Origin of the sequence: Niastella koreensis GR20-10 (assembly GCF_000246855.1) — a bacterium.
GTDB classification, from domain to species: Bacteria; Bacteroidota; Bacteroidia; order Chitinophagales; family Chitinophagaceae; genus Niastella; species Niastella koreensis.
This window is the reverse complement of record NC_016609.1, coordinates 8,779,783-8,799,130: the sequence shown is the minus strand read 5'-3', so window position 1 is coordinate 8,799,130 and position 19,348 is coordinate 8,779,783. Positions and strand designations below refer to the sequence as shown.

Annotated in this window: 15 protein-coding genes; 2 read left to right on the top strand and 13 right to left on the bottom strand. The window is 44.4% G+C overall.

Going from position 1 to position 19,348, the window contains the following annotated elements; genetic code table 11:
- Positions 1 to 17: 17 nt before the first annotated feature.
- The 6 genes from NIAKO_RS35380 to NIAKO_RS35355 form a co-directional block, all read right to left on the bottom strand.
- Entirely contained in the window at positions 18 to 4,715 is a 4,698-nt protein-coding gene (locus NIAKO_RS35380) for a DUF5977 domain-containing protein (protein ID WP_014223317.1), read from the bottom strand.
- Positions 4,716 to 4,961: 246 nt separating this feature from the next.
- Entirely contained in the window at positions 4,962 to 6,455 is a 1,494-nt protein-coding gene (locus tag NIAKO_RS35375) for a hypothetical protein (RefSeq protein ID WP_014223316.1), read from the bottom strand.
- A 287-nt stretch (positions 6,456 to 6,742) separates the two neighbouring features.
- Positions 6,743 to 8,017: a serine hydrolase domain-containing protein gene (locus NIAKO_RS35370; protein ID WP_014223315.1), complete on the bottom strand. Its 1,275-nt coding sequence runs from the start codon at positions 8,015 to 8,017 to the stop codon at positions 6,743 to 6,745.
- A 91-nt stretch (positions 8,018 to 8,108) separates the two neighbouring features.
- Positions 8,109 to 9,101, bottom strand: coding sequence for an MBL fold metallo-hydrolase (locus tag NIAKO_RS35365; protein WP_014223314.1), 993 nt, complete (start codon positions 9,099 to 9,101; stop codon positions 8,109 to 8,111).
- Positions 9,102 to 9,123: 22 nt separating this feature from the next.
- On the bottom strand, positions 9,124 to 11,676 hold the full coding sequence (locus NIAKO_RS35360) for a polynucleotide kinase-phosphatase (protein ID WP_014223313.1): 2,553 nt from the start codon (positions 11,674 to 11,676) through the stop codon (positions 9,124 to 9,126).
- 34 nt (positions 11,677 to 11,710) lie between these two features.
- The gene (locus tag NIAKO_RS35355) at positions 11,711 to 13,102 is read right to left on the bottom strand and encodes a 3' terminal RNA ribose 2'-O-methyltransferase Hen1 (RefSeq protein WP_014223312.1); all 1,392 of its coding nucleotides are present in this window, start codon (positions 13,100 to 13,102) and stop codon (positions 11,711 to 11,713) included.
- Between the two features lie 177 nt (positions 13,103 to 13,279).
- Between NIAKO_RS35355 and NIAKO_RS35350 the strand changes: the two genes are divergently transcribed.
- A complete protein-coding gene (locus NIAKO_RS35350; RefSeq protein ID WP_014223311.1) occupies positions 13,280 to 14,878 on the top strand; it encodes a glycoside hydrolase family 28 protein in 1,599 nt (532 codons plus the stop codon).
- Between the two features lie 135 nt (positions 14,879 to 15,013).
- Here NIAKO_RS35350 and NIAKO_RS35345 read toward each other — a convergent pair whose 3' ends face one another.
- From NIAKO_RS35345 to NIAKO_RS35330, 6 genes are all read right to left on the bottom strand, one after another.
- On the bottom strand, positions 15,014 to 15,937 hold the full coding sequence (locus tag NIAKO_RS35345) for a restriction endonuclease (protein WP_014223310.1): 924 nt from the start codon (positions 15,935 to 15,937) through the stop codon (positions 15,014 to 15,016).
- 72 nt (positions 15,938 to 16,009) lie between these two features.
- Positions 16,010 to 16,900, bottom strand: a complete 891-nt coding sequence (locus tag NIAKO_RS35340; RefSeq protein ID WP_262493713.1) for a virulence RhuM family protein — start codon at positions 16,898 to 16,900, stop codon at positions 16,010 to 16,012.
- A 142-nt stretch (positions 16,901 to 17,042) separates the two neighbouring features.
- Positions 17,043 to 17,174, bottom strand: coding sequence for a YgjP-like metallopeptidase domain-containing protein (locus tag NIAKO_RS39900; RefSeq protein WP_081195822.1), 132 nt, complete (start codon positions 17,172 to 17,174; stop codon positions 17,043 to 17,045).
- Positions 17,146 to 17,415, bottom strand: coding sequence for a YgjP-like metallopeptidase domain-containing protein (locus tag NIAKO_RS39895; RefSeq protein WP_394365449.1), 270 nt, complete (start codon positions 17,413 to 17,415; stop codon positions 17,146 to 17,148). The genes NIAKO_RS39900 and NIAKO_RS39895 overlap by 29 nt, the downstream gene beginning before the upstream one ends.
- The gene (locus NIAKO_RS37515; protein WP_049815671.1) at positions 17,406 to 17,687 is read right to left on the bottom strand and encodes a hypothetical protein; all 282 of its coding nucleotides are present in this window, start codon (positions 17,685 to 17,687) and stop codon (positions 17,406 to 17,408) included. The genes NIAKO_RS39895 and NIAKO_RS37515 overlap by 10 nt, the downstream gene beginning before the upstream one ends.
- Positions 17,688 to 17,752: 65 nt before the next feature.
- A complete protein-coding gene (locus NIAKO_RS35330; RefSeq protein WP_014223308.1) occupies positions 17,753 to 17,980 on the bottom strand; it encodes a helix-turn-helix domain-containing protein in 228 nt (75 codons plus the stop codon).
- Between the two features lie 290 nt (positions 17,981 to 18,270).
- On the opposite strand from NIAKO_RS35330, the gene NIAKO_RS35325 reads away from it, so the two are divergent.
- Positions 18,271 to 18,855 carry a hypothetical protein gene (locus NIAKO_RS35325; RefSeq protein ID WP_014223307.1) on the top strand — a complete coding sequence of 195 codons (585 nt, stop codon included), beginning with the start codon at positions 18,271 to 18,273 and terminating at the stop codon, positions 18,853 to 18,855.
- A 345-nt stretch (positions 18,856 to 19,200) separates the two neighbouring features.
- Here NIAKO_RS35325 and NIAKO_RS38895 read toward each other — a convergent pair whose 3' ends face one another.
- Positions 19,201 to 19,341, bottom strand: a complete 141-nt coding sequence (locus tag NIAKO_RS38895) for a hypothetical protein (protein WP_155966952.1) — start codon at positions 19,339 to 19,341, stop codon at positions 19,201 to 19,203.
- Between the last annotated feature and the right edge of the window lie 7 nt (positions 19,342 to 19,348).

Sequence of the window (19,348 nt, the reverse complement as noted above, 5' to 3'; positions counted from 1 at the left end):
ATTCATTGCTTTATACATTAATTATTAAAATAGGAGTTAATATTCATCGTATTACAATCGCTGGTAATTATACAATTGTATATGGTCCTTGTATCCCAGCCTTCCGCCCAGCCATCACAACCCGCCTGGTAATCGTGCCTTAAGTCGTAGTCCCAGGGCTGGAAGATGATGTTGTAAGTGCCCGAGGGTATATATCTGTAGTAGCCGGAACTGTAATGGGTAGCATCAAAATAATATTTTAGCGTTTGATCATTCACATCATCAAACTCTATTGCCACGTCGTCGTACCCGGGATTGTACCATTCAATTGTAACCATTTGCGATTGACAGGTGCCATACCAATTCGCCCACTGTTGTCCATCCTGTCTTGCCTGGTTATTGGCATCTTCTATAGACACTGTAGATCCGAAGTTACCCGCTGGCTCACTTACAGGATACGGGACAGCTGTTTGTCCGCCAGGGCAGTTCTGTGAATAATAATCGCCGCTTTGATCGGTATTATAATAAGGGAAGGGACATGCGTCACTGACTCCGCCATCCTGCCAACTGGTTTGACCATAGCTGCTGCTGTTAGGATTTACATCAGTTGCCAGCATCATTAAGTGTGCAGGTGTTTGTCCGTTTACATTGAAGCAATACGATGCTGCGGTATCGGACCATACCCAAACCGGCCTGGAATCTGCTACACATATTGCATTGGCCGGATCATTGGCATTCGCCTGGCCATTGGCGGCAATTTCCTGTAATGCCTTTTGGTTCGCGTCGTCCTTGCTGATAAGCGAAGTATATTTATTGCCAGGTACTGAATAAGTTACCTGACCACCTTCCCAGCCATCGGCGCAAGTTTGCGTATAGAATGGTTGGGATTGCGGATCATTGTAATAGAGCATTTTGCAGTATTGAGCAGCCCCTGCATTATCGGCCTGTTGTTGTCCCTGCGTTAAGATCTCCTGCTCAGCCTGGGCATCCGCATCGGCCTGGCTGATGGCAGATGTATATTTATTGGCCGGTACCGTATAGGTCACATCCCCGCCGACGTAACCTGAACCACAATTCGATTTCGTAAATATTTCAGTAATCTGATGATTCGTATAAGAGCCAGGACAGCCATTTTGTATGGACACGTTGTTGTATTCATACATCTTCACGATGTTCCTGTTCTCATCTTTTATAAAGCGTAACCTCGCCATATCATCGTATTCATAGTAAGTAGCCCGGTTGTTCTCATCGCACTCCGATGTTTTACCGATCAACGGATCATAGGTGATCGTGCGCATGCGGGCATTCTTAGGATACACTCTTAATTCATCGATGTAGGCACTTCCGTTAACCGATACCGTTCCTGTTCCCGCAGCAATCTCATATTCATAGTAGGTAAAGCCATTTATAACAGGAGCAGATTTAGTAAGGGAGCCGCCTGATACCACTACCCCGCTGCCATTGGCCCAGAATGAAAGTAAATAGGGTTTGGCTGTATTCAGTGTTGCAGACAGCGTGCTGCCGGTCAGGTTAAATACTCTTGCCCCGGTAATACCGCTATTATTTACATAGTTGGCTGCACCCGATAACTGCCAGCCGCCTAACACATTTGTTTCAAAACTGGTATACGCAGGTTTATCAGTCACCGCATCGGCATTGATCACAGAAGCTACCGTGTATTTATCCTGGTAATCGTAAATATTAGTCACCAGCCGGTTGCCCTCATCTTTAGCGCCGATCAAATTACCTGATGCGTCATAAGTGAACAACTGGGTCACATGGAACTTTGAATAATCTGTATTATTAGGGCCGCCATAATAAGTCCAGCCACTGGGGCGATCGGCTCTTTCTTCCAGTACCCGAAGGGGCTTTATATCGCCGTTAGACAGCTGCGTAAACTCTGTTACCCGTTGATTCGTATAACCCGAGCTTCCTGAAGCTTTGCTTATGTATTCCTGAACAGACACCGGTACAGACACCATATTATTGGCATTCATCACATCGAATGCGCCGCCCGTAAAATCACCGCTGTAGGCTATGTTCTTAGTAACATAATCGCCATTGCTTTGTCTTACAGTAATTGTCTTGACTTCGTAGTTGGGTGTTTCAAAATTATATTGATACGTGGTGTGCGTCTCTACAAATTGAGTAGCATCATTTTTCCTGTATACCCGCTCTATGGCTTCTTCCAGTTCTGTTCTGCCTGAGTACATCGGGTAAAAATCCACATCAAGCTCTCCATTAACACTTTGCATTTCATAGTTGGCATTGTATTCTGCTGGTTTTACCCAATCGGTATTACGCTGCGAAGCAGTCCTTTCTACCGAACATTTGCACGACACCAGATCACTCCAGATCCCTGTGGCCGGAGGCGGACAATGGAAACAACTTTGACCGAGTATATTCTGCGCCTTGTCAAAATCATATATGTTTTCTGTTTCCTTTAATTTGTTGCCCGAAGCATCATACACCCTGATAAACCTCGGCAAACCATAAGCCCAGGGCCCAAACCGCTGCCGGGCTACAAAATGAGGATTGGTTTGGATCCAGATCGGAAAATCATCGTCACTGGTAAACACCTGTACCGTTCGCCCATTCGCCCCCGACCCTTCGACGACCTCTACTCTTTTAAATTGCGTGGGCAATGGACTGGTGGCGTTCAGATCAGAATTATGATAGGTAATAGAGGTTCCATCTTTGGTATTACTTGAAAAGCAACTTATGCCCAGCGTTATCAGTCCACCAACTACATCCACTATAACGCTCACCCACGATAAAAAGCCCGTACTGCCACAAGCCAGTGATACTATATCCACAACGGTAGTAATCGTAGAGATCACACCTAAAACAGGCGCAATGGCATCCATTGTTTTTTGAAAACTGGTAAGGTCTACAGCCTGGTTTTGCGACAGGATACCAGGATATTGATAGGTCCATACACAACTGCCGGCCGGCGCAGTACGCCAGGTCCATTTATACTTTCTTTCTTCCGGTTCATAGTGCATCGTGTTGGCTTCCTGGTTCACCGGCATTTCAACGGCCCACATCGACGATTGTGTTGAATTCTCCAACACATAATTATAATGAGTTACCAGTGGATTAGCACAACCATTGGAGTAACCGCCATCCGTTGAACTTGTTTGCGATACATGCACACCGCCCAACACAATGCTTGAACTGGTATTCATGGGCACACCGGTATTCTGTTGATACTCATAACTAAGCGTACCGCCGGTTGGATAAATGATCTGACGCAACAAGCCGTTTTTGGCGTAGCCATCTTTTGCATTCGTAAGCGCCGGAACATTATTTCGTAAAAAGCACAAGCCTTTGCACTGGTTATTATTCGGGTTAAATTGCCCGTCCAGTGGTGACATGGAGTTGGATGAATTGTCCGCACTGTATGTACCGTTGTAAAAACCCCAGATATCATGTGCATATGAAAAGGCCGGAGGCACTACATCATCGGGGTTATTGGAGCCTGTGTAATAATCAAATTTATAAGGTGGGGAATCATCCTTTAGATCAACCCCCAGTTTTTTTACCGATAACAAACAAAGGCGTGCTACCTTTTTCTGATAGTCCGTTACCGGGGTACCATACCGGTTCAAAATAAAATAACTGGTAGTTAACACGTGTTTGGAAAGATAGCGGCCCTGATAAGTTATATCAACAGATGCGAGCGCTCTTTCACCCGACAGATCAGCCCGGTCTGCCCCATAATTAAAGGTCACATTATGGCCATCAGGCATAGTGATATTCCTTATCTCCATTGTTTTCGTAATGGAGGTCTTATGTGTTACGGTGGAATAGTCGTGCCAGGAATCATAAGCAATATCAACACCGGCTATATTGTTTACAGACCTGAGATCATAGCTGAAAGTAATTTTTGCATGCGTAAAGGCGTCCTCTATTTCTGAGAGGTACCAGCTATTGATCACCCAGGGTTTCACAAACGAAGCATTTTCAAATCCCCGCTGATGATAAACGTTGCCCGCATCAAATTTTGGCTGCTTAAGTTTCTCTTTAAGATCGGCGCCGGTATAATTTTCCTCCAGCACCTCCATCGATCCATGCTCTTTAAACCGGTAAATTAACCCATCTACATCCTGGATCGTAAAAGAGGTGATCGTAGTACGTATACCGGCCATATTTTCATCCCGCTGAAAGCTCACCTTCATTTTTGTATCACCTAAAAATGCACCCACATCGCCGCGGCCAGGATCAAGCACAAACATCCCCGCTTTACCATTGAACTGGAATGAGAAGTAGTCTAATTGTTTATCCGATGCCACAGGGTTATGCTGCTTATACAACTGGTTCATGGAGTGATAGATCGGGTACCTCGTCAATGACAATGGGCAACCATTTCTTGGATCCTGATCGGTATTATAGGCATACAAAAAACCGTTCGGGTATTTCGTTATGTCCGATTCCTTCCCATTACCATCATAAGCCTTTTGATCATCTGGTTCCCCTACCTGCATGCGCGTAATTACTCCACCCGCCACCAGGCTCCAGCCCTGACCCACGTTAGAGGCCACATCATTTACTTTTAGACCATTACCAGATGTATAACTTAATGCCACCAGGGTATTTAACCGGCTTTTATTATCCTGCCAGTTAAATATGGGTAAGGAAAAGGTGGCACTACCCGTTTGCTGGTTTACCTGCGCATGGCTTGCAATAAAGAGCAATAAACCCGCACAAACGCTGATTATCCTTCTTTGTAGCATAAGACTGTTTTTATTTTATCAGGAGCTTAAGTGATTTTTCTTAAGACTATTTTTTCTATTTTGGGACAATACAATCCCGTTTAGCTCCATTCAACCATTTGTGGTCAAGGGATGCTAACAGCATGGAATACCTGTGTTTTTGGCTATTTATCGATTAGGAACAATACAATTCTGTTCAGCTCCAACTCAACCACTTTGGGTTCAATTGATGCTAATTGCTTGTGTATACCCTGGTAAATCGACTTATTAAAATGTATAACCCACCCGGAATTTAAATGCCGGAGTTTGCGGGCGTTGCCGGTAACTCATAAAATCCCACAGCAACTGTAACTTGGTTTTCTTAAATGTTTTTGATTTCAATGAAACGATCTTGGTCAATCCAATTAAACCGCTTTTGGTCCAATTGGTATTGAGCGGATTGTGCGTGGCTGATGAAGAATCAGCCATAGATAACGGCTGATAATTGTATTCCCATCCGCCGCTGGCATAAAAACTGCCTTTTACTCTTATATCTAAAAACGAGCGCAGGCTCATGCCTTGCTGCGTAATCGTTATATGACGAAAATCTTTGCCCCAACCTATTTTATAACTGGCGCCTACACCAATAGTGCTTTTGTCGTTGAGCTTATAACCCACAGATAAGCCCAGATCCGTAGTAGTTGGGAAAAAATAACTGGATTGAACAGACTGGATGTTCGTGCCAAACTCCAACCGTTTGAAAAAGCTTTTTGTTCTTTGATTATTGGGTTTGAAGTTAGGCATATCCAGATCACCGCTGCCGCCTCCCAGGCTGTTTAGTTTGTCACGCAAAGTGTTTACCTGGCCCTGCGCCGATTGCACATTCTGCTGGATCATGCCATTTACATTGGGTCCTGTACCACCCACCTGGTTTTGAAGCACAGATACCACCTGGCTGCGCGACTGTAAACCTGTTACCGCTTGTGACGCGGCAGCATTATTTCCTGCTCCAGTTCCTGTGGGAAGATTGAATAAAGAGGCCAGCATGGAGTTCTTTTGCATAAAACCTGTAAAAGCCGGCACCTTGTTCAACAGCGTGAGCGCTGTTTTTACCATCTTATCAGGGTCATTCAAAATATTCTTGTATTCTTTAAGCTGCTCACCATAATAATAGCAGTCTTTACTATAGTTCTTGCAAAGCCCCGTTATGCTTGCAGGCAAATGCGTGCTATGGGCCAGGTAATTATTGATCTGTTGTTTTCGTTGTTGCAAAAACTGTTTAATGTCTTCTGCCTGTTGCATTTTCCCCTGCAGTTGCTGCAGATTGCTTAACGATTTTTGCACATCGGCCGGTAGTATTTTTGAAGAAGAAAGCAGTTGAGGATTATTGTTCAAAAACGACAAACTACCTTTTAATGAATCCAAATAAGGCAGGTACGATCCGTTAAGCGCCTTTGTTACCCGCACAGAATCTGATTTTAGCTTTTGGATCAATTCATTATATCGTTGTGTGGGATCTTCTGCAAAACAATTTTTAGCCGCAGCGGAATCTACCTTGGCCAGTTTTCTTTTCAGCTTTTCCTCGCGCCTGGCCTGCTTTTGTAAATACTTTTCCGTTTGACTGGTAAGCCGGTCCTCTAGTGTAGAAGTTTTCTTATTGACCTTAGTAAAAAATGAAGAAGGGAAATTAACGATCCTGTCTATTTTAGTGAGGCTATCCTGAGAATGTACTAATTCATACAGGCACATGGCGACAATAAGGATAAGCAATCGCTTTAACATTAGTTAAGGTTTGGACACTGGCATTACAGGGATTAATAGTCTATAATACCAGCTAATAATAAACGATAAATAAATTACATTCTAAAACTATAGAGGAAAAATGTTAATGCCTAATAAAGTTTTTTTTCGTGCAGTTTTGGGCAATAGGCGTGTTGATTTTACCGATAAGTGTGTAAGTAACTTTTTAAAAAATCAGACAATCGGCCAATAACTAACGGTTAACAAAATCCGGAACAATTGATGAGAGGGGCAGTTACCGTTACTATTTAATTTTTTCGTAACGCAAATTATTTCCCCGCACCATCAAACTCCCCATACACCGCATCCCTGAAACTCTTATGCAGCTTCACTTTATCGAAGGGAACCAACTGGGTAAATAAAACAGCCGTGAGGTTATTAGCAGGATCAACCCAGAATACTGTACTAGCCGCTCCATCCCAGAAAAACTCACCCACTACCCCGTTATTTTCGTCTTTATTGGCAGGTGGTTGAGTACGCACCGCGAAGTCAATTCCAAAACCAACGCGTCCCTTGCTGGGCAGCCACATACGTTTTGTAATAGTATCACTTAATTGACTGGTCGACATGAGCTTAACTGTTTCAGGCTTCAGGATGCGCACTTTGCCAAGTTGCCCTTTATTCACCAGCATTTGCGTGAATTTCATATAATCATCAAGGGTAGAAGTCAATCCAAAGCCACCCGGTTTCAATGCCCAGTCTTTTGTATTGAAGGAATTGGCCTGCTCATCGGGAACCCGGGTCAATACGCCATCATCACTTCTGTTATACAAGGCGGCAAAACGGTTGCGATCGCTTTCGGGTATCACATACCGGGTGTTCGTCATTTTCAGCGGGTCTAAAATAGTTTCCTTCACATATTGATCAAAGGGTTTGCCCGATAACTTTTCAACCAGGTAAGCCTGTACATCCACCGAAGGACCATATGCCCACTGATCGCCGGGATGAAACTGCAGGGGCAGACTTGCCAGCTTTTTAGCCATCTCACTCAACGTATTGGTGGGCGCCATATAATTGGCTTTTTTCACCAGCTCGGCCAGGGCGGGAATGTCGGTACCGGCAAAACCTGCTGTGTGGCGGGTAATATCGCGAATAGTGATGGGGCGTTTGGCAGGTACCAGTATCAGGTTGCCACTGGCATCAACACCCTCGTATACTTTCATATCGGTAAACTCCGGGCAATATTTTGAAAGCGGTTCATCCAGTTGAAACGCGCCTTTTTCATATAACGTCATCAACGCCACACCCGTCACCGGTTTTGTCATGGAGAAAATACGCACGAGGGTGTTGCGGTCCATGGGCAGCTTTGCTTCCCGGTCGGCATACCCAAAGGAGTTGAAATATACTTCTTTTCCCCTTTCAAAAATGAGGGCGGAAACCCCGGCAGTTTTGCCGGAGTCGATGAATCTTTTTAAGGTAGCGTCAATGCGGCTTTTTACATCCGGTGTAACGATGGGCGCCGTTTTAGCATTATGAGTGGTTGATAATTGAAAGGCGCTTATAATAAGCAGGACAGGCAGGATGGCGAGGATCGTTCTTTTCATTGCAATTTTTTTTAATCTTTCATTACGAAAGTGCTTCCTGAATATAAAACTATTTCAGGAAACGGCTCCATCCTTTTAGACAAACTACCTTTTACTCCCACCAATGTGAATTATACGCGGCCCCGGTTACTTCGGTTGGCTCGCCGGGTTTGGGCAGAAATAATTGAATATGTTGTTCTGCCGCCAGTTTCTGGATCCGTTCAACGGGTTCGTACCAGGGGTGCAGCGCCAGGTTAAAGGTACCCCAGTGGATGGGCATCATCAGTTTTCCTTTTAATGCCTGATGGGCTTTAGCAGCGTTATCGGGTCCCATGTGAATATCGGCCCAGCTTTGGTTGTAGGCGCCTATTTCCAGCATGGTTAAATCAAAAGGACCATAGGCTTCGCCTATTTCATAAAAGCCATCGTACCAGCCCGAGTCGGCGCCATGGTAAATATTGTAATCAGCTGTTTTTATAATAAACGACGACCACAGGGTTTCAAACCGGTTGGTAAGACTGCGGCCTGAAAAATGCCGCGCAGGCAGCGCCGTGAGTTTACAGGTAGCAGTGATCTGATGCGAATCCATCCAGTTCATTTCACGGATCCGTTCGGGTTGTATGCCCCATTCTTTCAAATAAGGGCCAACACCTATTGAACAATAGAACGGCACATTGGAATTGGCGAAAAATGGGATCACGTGTTTATCGAGGTGATCGTAATGATCGTGCGAGATAATAATAGCATCCAGTGGCGGCAGGGCTTGCAATGGCAAGGGCGCGGCGAAAAAACGCTTTGGCCCAAAAGACTGCGAAAACGATGCCCTTGTACTCCAAACCGGATCGGTGAGCAAACGAAGCCCATCCACTTCTATCAGGATACTGGAATGCCCCACCCAGGTAATGCGAAGACCCGATGCCGGCGGTTGCTGATACTTCGAGACATCCGTAGTAAACGGGCCCAATTTGCATTTAGGCGTTGTTTCCGCTTTATTGGTGATGTACTTCCACAACACAGCCCACCAACTTGTATCAGTTTCGATATTTGTAGGTACCGGGTTCAAAAATTTCTTGCCTTCCTTTATAGCCGGATGTAAAAATTTCATGTTACTAAGTTAGGTGATTGTACTACAACCGTGGATCAACCGGTTCGCTTTCCAATGCCAATACGCCAAAAACGCACTCATGGACCCGGCGCAACGGCTCCTTTTTTATAAATCTTTCCAGCCCTTCCACGCCCAGTGCAAATTCCCGTAAGGCCAGCGACCGTTTGGCGTTCAAGCCTCTCGCTTTTAACCGGTTCAAATTTTCGGGTGTGGTATACTCTGGTCCATATATTATGCGCAGGTATTCCTGTCCCCGGATCTTGATCGCTGGTTGTACCAGTCCTTTCTTGTTGGTATGAATATACTGAAAAGGTTTCACCACCATCCCTTCGCCGCCTTTTGCCGTTAACGACAACCACCAGTTGGTGGCGTCCTGAACACTGGCCTCGTCATTCAGCTCAACGATCTTATAAGACGTTGACAGCAATACGGAGGGGTCTTCTTCGCAGATCAGCTGAATGTTTTCCATATGCCATTCGTGCGACTGATCTACCCATGCCTTTCCTTCGGTGGCCAGAATATGAAATGGCGCCAGCTTATAGTCGGAGAGGCAGTGCACCGGCCAGCAATACCGGCGATAAGCGTCAATAAACTGAGCCGTTTGCTGTTGTTTCAATTTGTATTCCTGCAACAGGGAGACCACCGCTTCGTTGTGCGCAGCGGCTTGCTGTAAGGCCGCTACCGCACTGTGTAACCCTTGAGTAGCCGCTGCTCCTACTGAACCATATTGTGTTTCAAGCAAACTTTGGGCCTTGGCGCTCCAGGGCATCAGTTCGGTATCCAGGCAAACCCAACTGGTTTGAAACCGGTCATAAAAACCCGATTTCTCCAACGCATCATTTACCAACAACAGAAAATCCTGTTCGGTTTTCTTATCGTTAAAATAATGCCGGCCAGTACGGGTATACACGGCGCCTATGCCTTCATTTTCTATTCCAAAAGTTTGCTTAATGGCGTTTTCATCGCGCCCCACAATTACTACGGCGCGTGAACCCATGTGTTTTTCTTCACAAACCACTCTCTCCACGCCTGTACTGCGGTAATATTCAAATGCCTCTGCCGGGTATTCCAGGTAGCCATCGAGTTTACTTGTCTCAGAAGGGCTCATTGTTGGCGGCAGGTAAATCAACCATTTGGGGTTGATGGCAAACCGGCTCATTACCTCCAGGGCGGTGATGGCATTCTCTTCCTTGATGGTAATGTTATGGCCATAGGTTGTTTCTATTATATGCTTGCCTGTTACATCGGCAATGTCCAGCACATCGTCGTGCTGATGTTGCAGTGACAACTGGCCTTCTTTTTTCTGCAACGGACGTTTTGAAACGGCGTACTCCCGCAAAGCAGGTACGCTCTCCAATTCTTTTTCAGGATAGCGTAAAGCTGTAAGCCTGCCGCCAAAAACGCAACCGGTATCTATATCAATCGTTCTATTCAGCCATTGTGGTTCAGGCACCGGGGTATGACCATATACCACCATCGCTTTTCCCTTGTATTCGGCTGCCCAGTTATAACGAACGGGTAAGCCAAACTCATCAATTTCACCGGTGGTTTCGCCATACATACAAAATTCCCGCACGGCGCCGGAACCACGTCCATGCATTTCTTCCCGTAAACCGGCATGCGCCACTACCAGGTTGCCGCCATCAAAAACATAATGGCTTACCAGGCCATCCAGGAATTGTTTTACTTCTTCACGAAAGGCCGGTGTTTCCCGGTTTAACTGATCGATGGATTCCTGCAACCCATGCGCAATGGTCACGTCTTTTCCTTTCAGCCACTTCAGCAATTTGGCATCGTGATTGCCTGGTACGCAAAAGGCAGTACCCGCTTTTACATTGGTCATCACCAGGTCTAACACCGCCGGGGTTTTAGGACCGCGGTCAACCAGGTCGCCCACAAAAACCAGCTTGCGATCACGAGGGTGTTGGTAAATACCGTCTGTGTTTTTATAACCGAGTTTATGTATCAGTTCTACCAGTTCATCATAACAGCCATGTACATCACCAATTAGATCAAACGGACCGTGTTCCTGCTTTTTATTGTTGTACAAGGGGTCGCGAATAATAGTATCAATTGCGTTCACCTCTTCGGGAGTACGCAACTCAACAATATTTCTAAAGCCCTCCAGCTTCAGGTGCCGCAAACTTCTTCTTAGCTGACTGATCTGTTGTGGAATTACGTGTTTGCCAAAATCCCGGTCTTGCCGGGTTTCATTACGCTGCACACACAACTTCTCGGGCATATTTATAACAATAGCCACGGGCAACACATGGTATTCCCGCGCCAGCCGTACCCAGTCTTTCCGGGCACTTTCCTGTACATTGGTAGCGTCTATGACCGTCAATAAGCCGGCCTTCAGGCGTTTGGCCGTAATAAAACGCGCCACGTCAAAAGCGTCTGTAGAGGCTTCCTGGCTGTTCTCATTATCACTAACCAGCGCGCGGCATTGATCGGAAGAAATGATCTCCGTTGGTTTAAAATGCTTGCGGGCAAAGGTTGATTTACCGGAGCTAGAGGCTCCTATCAACACCACCAATGATAATTCAGGTATATGTATGTTCCTATTATTTGCCATATGATATAACTGCGTTTCGATCCTTCGACTTCGCTCAGGATCTTATAGTAAAAATTGCCATTTGCGTCAGGGCGCCCACTTCAGGATCTTCCTCTCCTACCGGTTTATAAACCACACTGTAGTTGTATTGTTCTGCCAGGCGATTGCCCCATTGTTGAAATTCGGCCCTCGTCCATTCAAACCGGTGATCGCTATGCCGCATTTGGCCCTGCTCAAAATTGGGAAACCGCCGGTTGTACTCGGCATTCGGTGTGGTGATCACCACATCCACCGGTTTGGCGTACTTGAAGATGATCTTTTCCAAAGTAGCCAGCCGCGCTTCATCCAGGTGTTCGATCACCTCCACCAGCGCCGCCGCATCAAAACCCCCGATGCGATGATCGCGGTACATGAGGGAACCCTGGATCAGCTCGATCCGTTCCCGTTGTTTGGGCGCCAGTTTATCGAGCTTTAATTTATCTTTTGCAATTTCGAGCGAGCGATAACTTACATCCATTCCCAGGATGCGTTCAAACTGGTTTTCTGCCAGCAGTAACCGCAACAATTTTCCCTCGCCACAACCCAGGTCAACCACCGTTTTAGCATTGGCTTTTACCAGTTCATCCCGTACAGCCTGCAACCGCAGGTCATGCACTTTTATCTTTTGCTCCGGTTCCATTTCTTTTTCTTCCTCGTTGTCTTCGCTCACTTCGTCTTTTAACAATATTTCCAACGCCTGGGTCGCCAGGCTGCGCTGGTGTTTTAAATACCGCATGGTAATGAATTCCCGGGCGGGATGCGCAGGCAGCCAATCTTTCCCTTTTTCCAGCAGCTTTTCTATTTCATGCTGGCCGATCCAGTAATGTTTGTCGTTATCGCAAACCGGGATCAGGATATACAGGTGTGATAATAGCTGTTGAACCGTTACTGTATTGGTTAAGCGGAGCGTAAAATACCGGCTTTCGCCCCATTCGGGAAATTTCGGATCAACCGGATGCCGCTGCAGGTGAATGGTATAGCCCAATGGTTCAAATAATTCCTTCACCACGGCTTCGCCACCGCGTACCGGGATGGCAGCCAGTTCAACTTCCAGGGGCATGGGAATCGTCACCAGCTCAGGTTTGTCTTTACAACGCCCGTTCATGGCCGTAGAGAATGCTTTTACAATGGCAGCGCTCATGAACGAGCTGGCCACATAGGGCCGGTCGTTCACGTATTGTTCCAGCGCAAAATCATTGCCGCGCGGACCGCTGCTGCGGCGCACGAGTGCAACCGGATCAATATCGAGTAACAAACAAGCCGTACAACGGGTTTCTGAAACTTCGGGATAAAATACGTGGGCAACCCCGCTTGAAATTTCAATTTCATGAACTTTATCAGGGTGCTTGTGCAGCAGGTAACTCAGATCGGAGGCCGGCTGGTGAGTGGATGTAATGGTCAATAACATACGATCAATTCAGTGGCAATATCCACATTTTTTTTCAATCCCCGGTTGCCAAACCTGTCCCGGTTTATGCCGTCCTGTGCATTGAATAATTATTGTCCAAATGACAGTATATTAGAGCTGTCCCTGCAACGAAACGACGGAATGAAGCGTCTTTTCGCAGACTTATAAATTTTTACAATGAACCGGATAGCATTACTGGCGATTGCCACCAGCATCACCCTTTATACCCAGGCCCAGACATATTCCTGGAATAACTTACCCAAGGTTACTCTTCCCACATTTAAAAAAGATACGCTGAGCATCACGCAATTTGGCGCTAAAAGCGATGGGCTTACCCTGAACACGGAAGCCATCAATAAAACCATCGAGGCCTGCAGCAAACAAGGCGGCGGGGTGGTACTTATACCGCAGGGTATTTGGTTGACCGGTCCCATTGTACTTAAAAGCAACGTGAACCTGTATGTAAGCCGGGCAGCCTTAATACAATTCACTGCAGATAAAACGCAATACCCGTTGATAGAAACTTATTTTGAAGGCAAGAAAGCGGTGCGCAACCAGGCGCCCATTTCCGGTACCGACCTGGAGAATGTAGCTATCACCGGCGATGGCGTTATTGACGGAAATGGCGATATATGGCGGATGGTGAAGAAGGATAAGGTGACCGAGGGAGAATGGAAGAAACTGACAGCCTCCGGAGGCGTTGTAACCGCCGATGGACGCAGCTGGTATCCTTCAGAAGCTTATATGAAGGCCGAGACAGAGAAAGGCCCCAAAACCGACTACGCGGCTATAAAGGATTACCTGCGCCCCAATATGGTGGTGCTGCGCAACTGCAGGAAGGTATTATTACAAAATACCACTTTTCAAAACTCTCCATGCTGGAATCTGCATATGTTGTATTGTGAGCAACTGACCCTTGATGGTGTTCGCGTTCGCAACCTGCCCAGCGCTCAAAACGGCGATGGTATGGATATAGAATCCTGTTCGTATGTAGAGGTAAAGAACAGCACACTGGATTGTGGCGATGATGGAATTTGTATTAAGTCAGGCAAAGATGAAGAAGGCCGCAAGGCGGGCAAGGCTTCTCAATACATTTATATACACGATAACGTTGTTTACAAGGCACATGGCGGTTTTGTGATCGGCAGTGAAATGAGCGGCGGCGCGCATGATATTTTTGTTACCAACTGTAGCTTCATAGGAACAGATGTAGGCTTACGCTTCAAAACCCAACGCGGTCGCGGTGGCGTGGTGGAAAACATTTACATCAAGAACATCAGCATGCGCGACATTGTAAATGATGCTATTTCGTTTGATATGTACTACTTCGGCAAACCTGTGAGCCTGGGGGCTGGTAAGATTGAAATCCCACCAGTGGATGAGGGTACGCCGCAGTTCCGCAAGTTCTACATCAGCAATATTGTTTGCGATGGTGCATCGCGGGCGATGATCATTCGTGGGCTGCCTGAGATGAGTATTAAGGATATTTCGATTTCTGATGTGACAATTAAAAGTCGGCGAGGTGTGGATTTGATCGAGGCTAGTGGGGTGTCGCTTTCTAATGTGGCTTTGCAGTGTACAGAGACTTCGCCGTTGATTAATATTGAGAATAGTCAGGGGTTGTCGTTTGCGAAGGTGCGGGCTTTGACAGTGCCTACGCAGTTTTACAGTGTGAATGGGGAGCGGAGTAAGGAGATTAAGGTGGATTCGGTGGGGGAAGGTGGGGTGCAGTTTGGGTATGGGGCTTCTAAGAATGCACTTAAATCCGGCAAATAGTTTCTTAAAATATATTTTAAAACCCGCTGGCTGGGACTGGCGGGTTTCATTATTTATAACCCTGACCTGTTCATTTTTTTTGCCTGTTCATGATTCATGAACAAAAGTCATTGGATGAGACCCGGGCATATTAGGTTAAACCTCATCAAAATAATCACTATCTAATCGTTGCACTTCATATGTCTTCTTTACTGATACGCCTACCTTAAATTCAATCATTAGGTTTGCTAATTCATTTCCATCAATCAGTACAATCTTTGGATCTATACTACCCACAAATTCTTTTGCACTCGCTGGATATGATGAGGTTGTAATAAAAATTCCTTTTTTTGCTTTTTTACTTAGAAGAGATCCGGCAAAATCTCTTACCTGGTGAATGGTAACAGTATTTTCCCAGCGTTTAGCCTGTATATAAATAGTATCGAGCCCCAATTTGTCTTCTTTAATTATGCCGTCTATTCCGCCATCCCCGGATTTACCTAACACCTCACCAGCTTCTTTCCGTGAACCACCATAACCCATTTTAATTAATAAATCAATGACAAGTAATTCAAAGAAAGCCGGGCTGCATGATTTTACTTTATCAATTATCTCAGATGCTAATTCCTCTTTTAACTGATTATAAGAATAATCTAATAGCTCTTCTGGTGTTTTGCCTGTTTGAGCTTCTATTTTACTTTCCTCCCCTATCGCTTCACCATCATCTGTTTTGGCGGCGTAGGAGCGCTGCCACTCCTGAAACTTTGGTAAAGTTTGAAGAAACTTCACATCAACTTTCGTAAGACCTTTAGACAATATGGGAATACCATCCTCGGTGATTTTCAATACTCCCCTCTTTGGGGTGTCAAGTAAGTTTGCCTTTTTTAAATAAGTTCTTGCCCAGCCCACTCTATTATTTATTATAGCCTGGTTGGCACTTGGAAGCAATTGTACACGCTCCTCGTCAGTTAAGTTGAACTGATCAGAAATTTCTTTTATTACATCACGTAAGTTGTGTTCTTTGCCATCTTTTAGGATTGTTAACAATGGCAGCATAATCGTTTGAAAGTCCGGGATCATATTTCTTTAGGTTAAATTTATTCAATGAGAAGTCCACATACAATCTTTTTTACTTCAGCAATATTTCGCCTGCTATTTTTTGCCATCTGGCTTTTGTAACTTCTTTATACTCTTGTCTAATTCATCCACCGTATTGTCGGCTATTGTTTTCTGATATAATTTATATTGATCCAATGCGTGTTTCTCAGCCTGTTCATGACTTACAGTTCCTTTATGTTGCAGTATTTCCCGGTCGTTCAATGTTAAAAATCCATGCAATTTTACCTGCCATTCACTCATATGCATAGGCTTCCGGTTCATGGCTTGCAATTCAGCAAACTCCAGATACTGGTTTACAATACGGTTCAATTGATCCAGTTCATTTGTCGTAAGGTAGTTTTTGGCAACTGTTACATCTTCTTTCCTGATTTGTTCACCCGGCCAAGTGGTAAGCCCCATATTAGGGTGACCTGCATCAGCCCTTTCCATAATCAATTCGGCTGCAGTGTGGGCATGGATGGCCCAGTGAAATTTATTTTGCACCGTTGCAAAAAAGTCTTTGGCTTGTGAGGTGGAAGGATCATAGTCAATACTGGTAGCAAATATGTCACATACTTTTCGGTAAAATATTTTTTCAGTACTCCTGATGTCCCTGATACGGGACAACAATTCATCGAAATAATTATTACGGGCCTGCTTCAATCGCTCATCATCCAGTGCAAAACCTTTTATTATGTATTCTTTTAATCGCTGTGTAGCCCAGATCCTGAAGTGGGTGCCTACATGCGACTTTACCCGGTAACCGACCGAAATGATCACATCAAGATTATAATGCTGAAGGTTCCTTTTCACCTCCCGGCTTCCTTCATTTTGAACTGTCAAGTATTCCTTGACAGTTCCCTCCTCAATTAACTCACCCTCCTCATATATATTTTTAATATGTAAACTAATGTTTTGCTTGGTAGTCTGAAATAGTTCAGCCATTTGCTGTTGGCTCAGCCATACTGTCTCATTCTCAACCCGCACATCTACTTTCGTATTCCCATTTGGTGTTTGATATATCAAAAATTCACTACTCATATAGTATTTTATTTTTAGGTGTCCATAAATTTGGCGACCTATAATTTTAATACTCCCAATCCAAATGACTTATAGGCAATCTATTTAACTCATCCCTATAGCTCCTCCACTGGGGCATAAATTTTTCCAGATACCCAACAAAACGATCATTATGCTTTCGTTCTAATAAGTGTACCATCTAGTTCCAAATTAAGCCAGATTCTCTTTGATTCAATATTGCAGGTGCCCCATTTAGTTTTCATAAGCTTAATTCCAAACTCATTCACTTTTACGTGCATTACCTTCTCCCACTTTTTTATATAAGTGGGTACCAGTTCTTTCATTTCATTACGATACAATTTATTTAGTATATTCTGACATTGTAAAGCAGTTGTACCTGGCCTCACATATAAATCGATATACTTGTTATTCAATGCCACTTTTGACGACTCTTGTACCTGGAAAAGTCGCAATAAGTATTTTTCGTCCCTGGAAGTAATGCATTTCTATTCAAAAACTCCCTTCTACTTTCTCTTTCCTGATTACGGATTTTCTTTTGTTGCTGTTTTATCCATGGTAATTTAGATTTACCGAGCTTTTCATCGTCGTTAAAATTGGCAAAATCGCTCATTTTGTTCGCATCGCGAATAGGGGCGAAAATCTTCTTGTTCACAAAGTCACCGATTTCAGGCTTGCCCTTCAGCTTTACCATATCCTGGAAGGTGGCGCCTTCTGGAATAGCGTCTTCTATTTCTTTTGATGTATGTTTATAATTGATTATACCCTTCTTACTTTCTTATTCTTTAATTCACCATATAATGCATCCAACAATTCGCTTGGATTAACATCTATTGCCAAGGCAATTAAATATAACTCCTCCGCCCTTAAATGACTTCGCTCATTTAAAGTAAGTTCATTCATGCGGGCCTTGGTCAATCCGGTTTTCCGGGCAACCTCAGATTTATTGACTGATTTTTGAGCCAGATATTCCCCGAGCTTTGTCATTGGTTGTTAGCTTTTTCTATACTTCTTATAGGATGGAAGATAAAATAATTCAAAAAAGCTGTACAATTATCTGTATTATTGTTGGTTATTTGATACTTTAGTATAGATATCCTATACAAATAATCAATAAATCCTACCGCCATGACCTTCAATAGTACTTGATCGTAATCAATTTAATAACTATAAAGCATATTTGCTGCCCGAATTAGGAGCTTTTTTAAACTTCATAACCACAAGGAACAGGTTATCTTACCACTTCCAAATTTCTCTACCACTAACTGCTCTCACCCATGAAAACCTATAACAAACCCTTCCAAATAATTCCAGCCGCAGACAATCGATCAATTCGCTTTTCCAAACCCGCCCATCTTATCGAAAAGGCCCAATCTCACCCCAATATGGTCATAGCCGAAATTTTCGACCAGATCTCCTTAACCGGCCTAACTGAAGATTTGTTGCCCAATTGGCCACAGGCAGCCGTAAATAACACACAAAGCCCCTATTCAAATGATAATGACCAGGAAGTTTTAAAGGAGTTTTATCAGCAGTTGCGGCCTTTGGTGGAGGCATTGTACGTAGTTGCAACAACTAAGTCAAAGATGGAATTAACTTACTTAACTGACACTCAGTGGGAAAATCCAATTGCAGCGATCAACCATTTCTTCCAACAATTCTCAATAGATTATGTGCGGCGGGAGCTAGCCGACTTCTTCGAAGCCGGTATCAGCTTTAACGACTCCAACGACTTCACGCCCTGGCTGGCCTGGATGTCATATAATTATTTGCAATGTCTTACAGAAGCAGCGTACCAACTGTACCTCAACCAACAAATGCAATTCATGACGGTTCGATTATACATTCCGAAAAATCAATAGCGGAAGCTAATGACCGGTACATCATAAGTCGTCAATTTCTCACCATAATTCATTAATATTTCTCTATTTTTCATCAATAAGGCACTACAATACGTTATTTGCGCACTTTGACTCGTAAGTTGCCAACAATGACGCATTTTGAGCTAATCTTCTGCTGTAGTTGCTCAACTTTTGCGCCGATGTTTAAAAGTAAACGCACAATGTTAGCTACTTGTGCTGTAAAGTTGGCGCCGCAACCTCTAGTTTGCAACTTATCCCATAATGTTAGGCCTAAATGAGTCATTGTTACTTCGAAATACTGCATAATAAGTTACCAGCGTCGAAAAGTTGGCAACAAAGGTGATTCTAAGCAACATTTGCCCAGTTGTTTACAATAAGAGCAGGAAAGTCAGCTATTTTACGGAAGAAGTAACGAATTCTTTCTTTAAAATTCGCAACAACAATATTTGCATACATTCCTGATAATTCGACTTGATCTTTGCTCATGAAGGCG

Excerpts from the sequence above, each read along its gene's own strand:
- NIAKO_RS35380 (WP_014223317.1), bottom strand. The coding sequence starts at position 4,715 with ATGCTACAAAGAAGGATAATCAGCGTTTGTGCGGGTTTATTGCTCTTT.
- NIAKO_RS35375 (WP_014223316.1), bottom strand. The coding sequence starts at position 6,455 with ATGTTAAAGCGATTGCTTATCCTTATTGTCGCCATGTGCCTGTATGAA.
- NIAKO_RS35370 (WP_014223315.1), bottom strand. The coding sequence starts at position 8,017 with ATGAAAAGAACGATCCTCGCCATCCTGCCTGTCCTGCTTATTATAAGC.
- NIAKO_RS35365 (WP_014223314.1), bottom strand. The coding sequence starts at position 9,101 with ATGAAATTTTTACATCCGGCTATAAAGGAAGGCAAGAAATTTTTGAAC.
- NIAKO_RS35360 (WP_014223313.1), bottom strand. The coding sequence starts at position 11,676 with ATGGCAAATAATAGGAACATACATATACCTGAATTATCATTGGTGGTG.
- NIAKO_RS35355 (WP_014223312.1), bottom strand. The coding sequence starts at position 13,102 with ATGTTATTGACCATTACATCCACTCACCAGCCGGCCTCCGATCTGAGT.
- NIAKO_RS35350 (WP_014223311.1), top strand. The coding sequence starts at position 13,280 with ATGAACCGGATAGCATTACTGGCGATTGCCACCAGCATCACCCTTTAT.
- NIAKO_RS35345 (WP_014223310.1), bottom strand. The coding sequence starts at position 15,937 with ATGATCCCGGACTTTCAAACGATTATGCTGCCATTGTTAACAATCCTA.
- NIAKO_RS35340 (WP_262493713.1), bottom strand. The coding sequence starts at position 16,900 with ATGGCTGAACTATTTCAGACTACCAAGCAAAACATTAGTTTACATATT.
- NIAKO_RS39900 (WP_081195822.1), bottom strand. The coding sequence starts at position 17,174 with ATGGTACACTTATTAGAACGAAAGCATAATGATCGTTTTGTTGGGTAT.
- NIAKO_RS37515 (WP_049815671.1), bottom strand. The coding sequence starts at position 17,687 with ATGGTAAAGCTGAAGGGCAAGCCTGAAATCGGTGACTTTGTGAACAAG.
- NIAKO_RS35330 (WP_014223308.1), bottom strand. The coding sequence starts at position 17,980 with ATGACAAAGCTCGGGGAATATCTGGCTCAAAAATCAGTCAATAAATCT.
- NIAKO_RS35325 (WP_014223307.1), top strand. The coding sequence starts at position 18,271 with ATGAAAACCTATAACAAACCCTTCCAAATAATTCCAGCCGCAGACAAT.
- NIAKO_RS38895 (WP_155966952.1), bottom strand. The coding sequence starts at position 19,341 with ATGAGCAAAGATCAAGTCGAATTATCAGGAATGTATGCAAATATTGTT.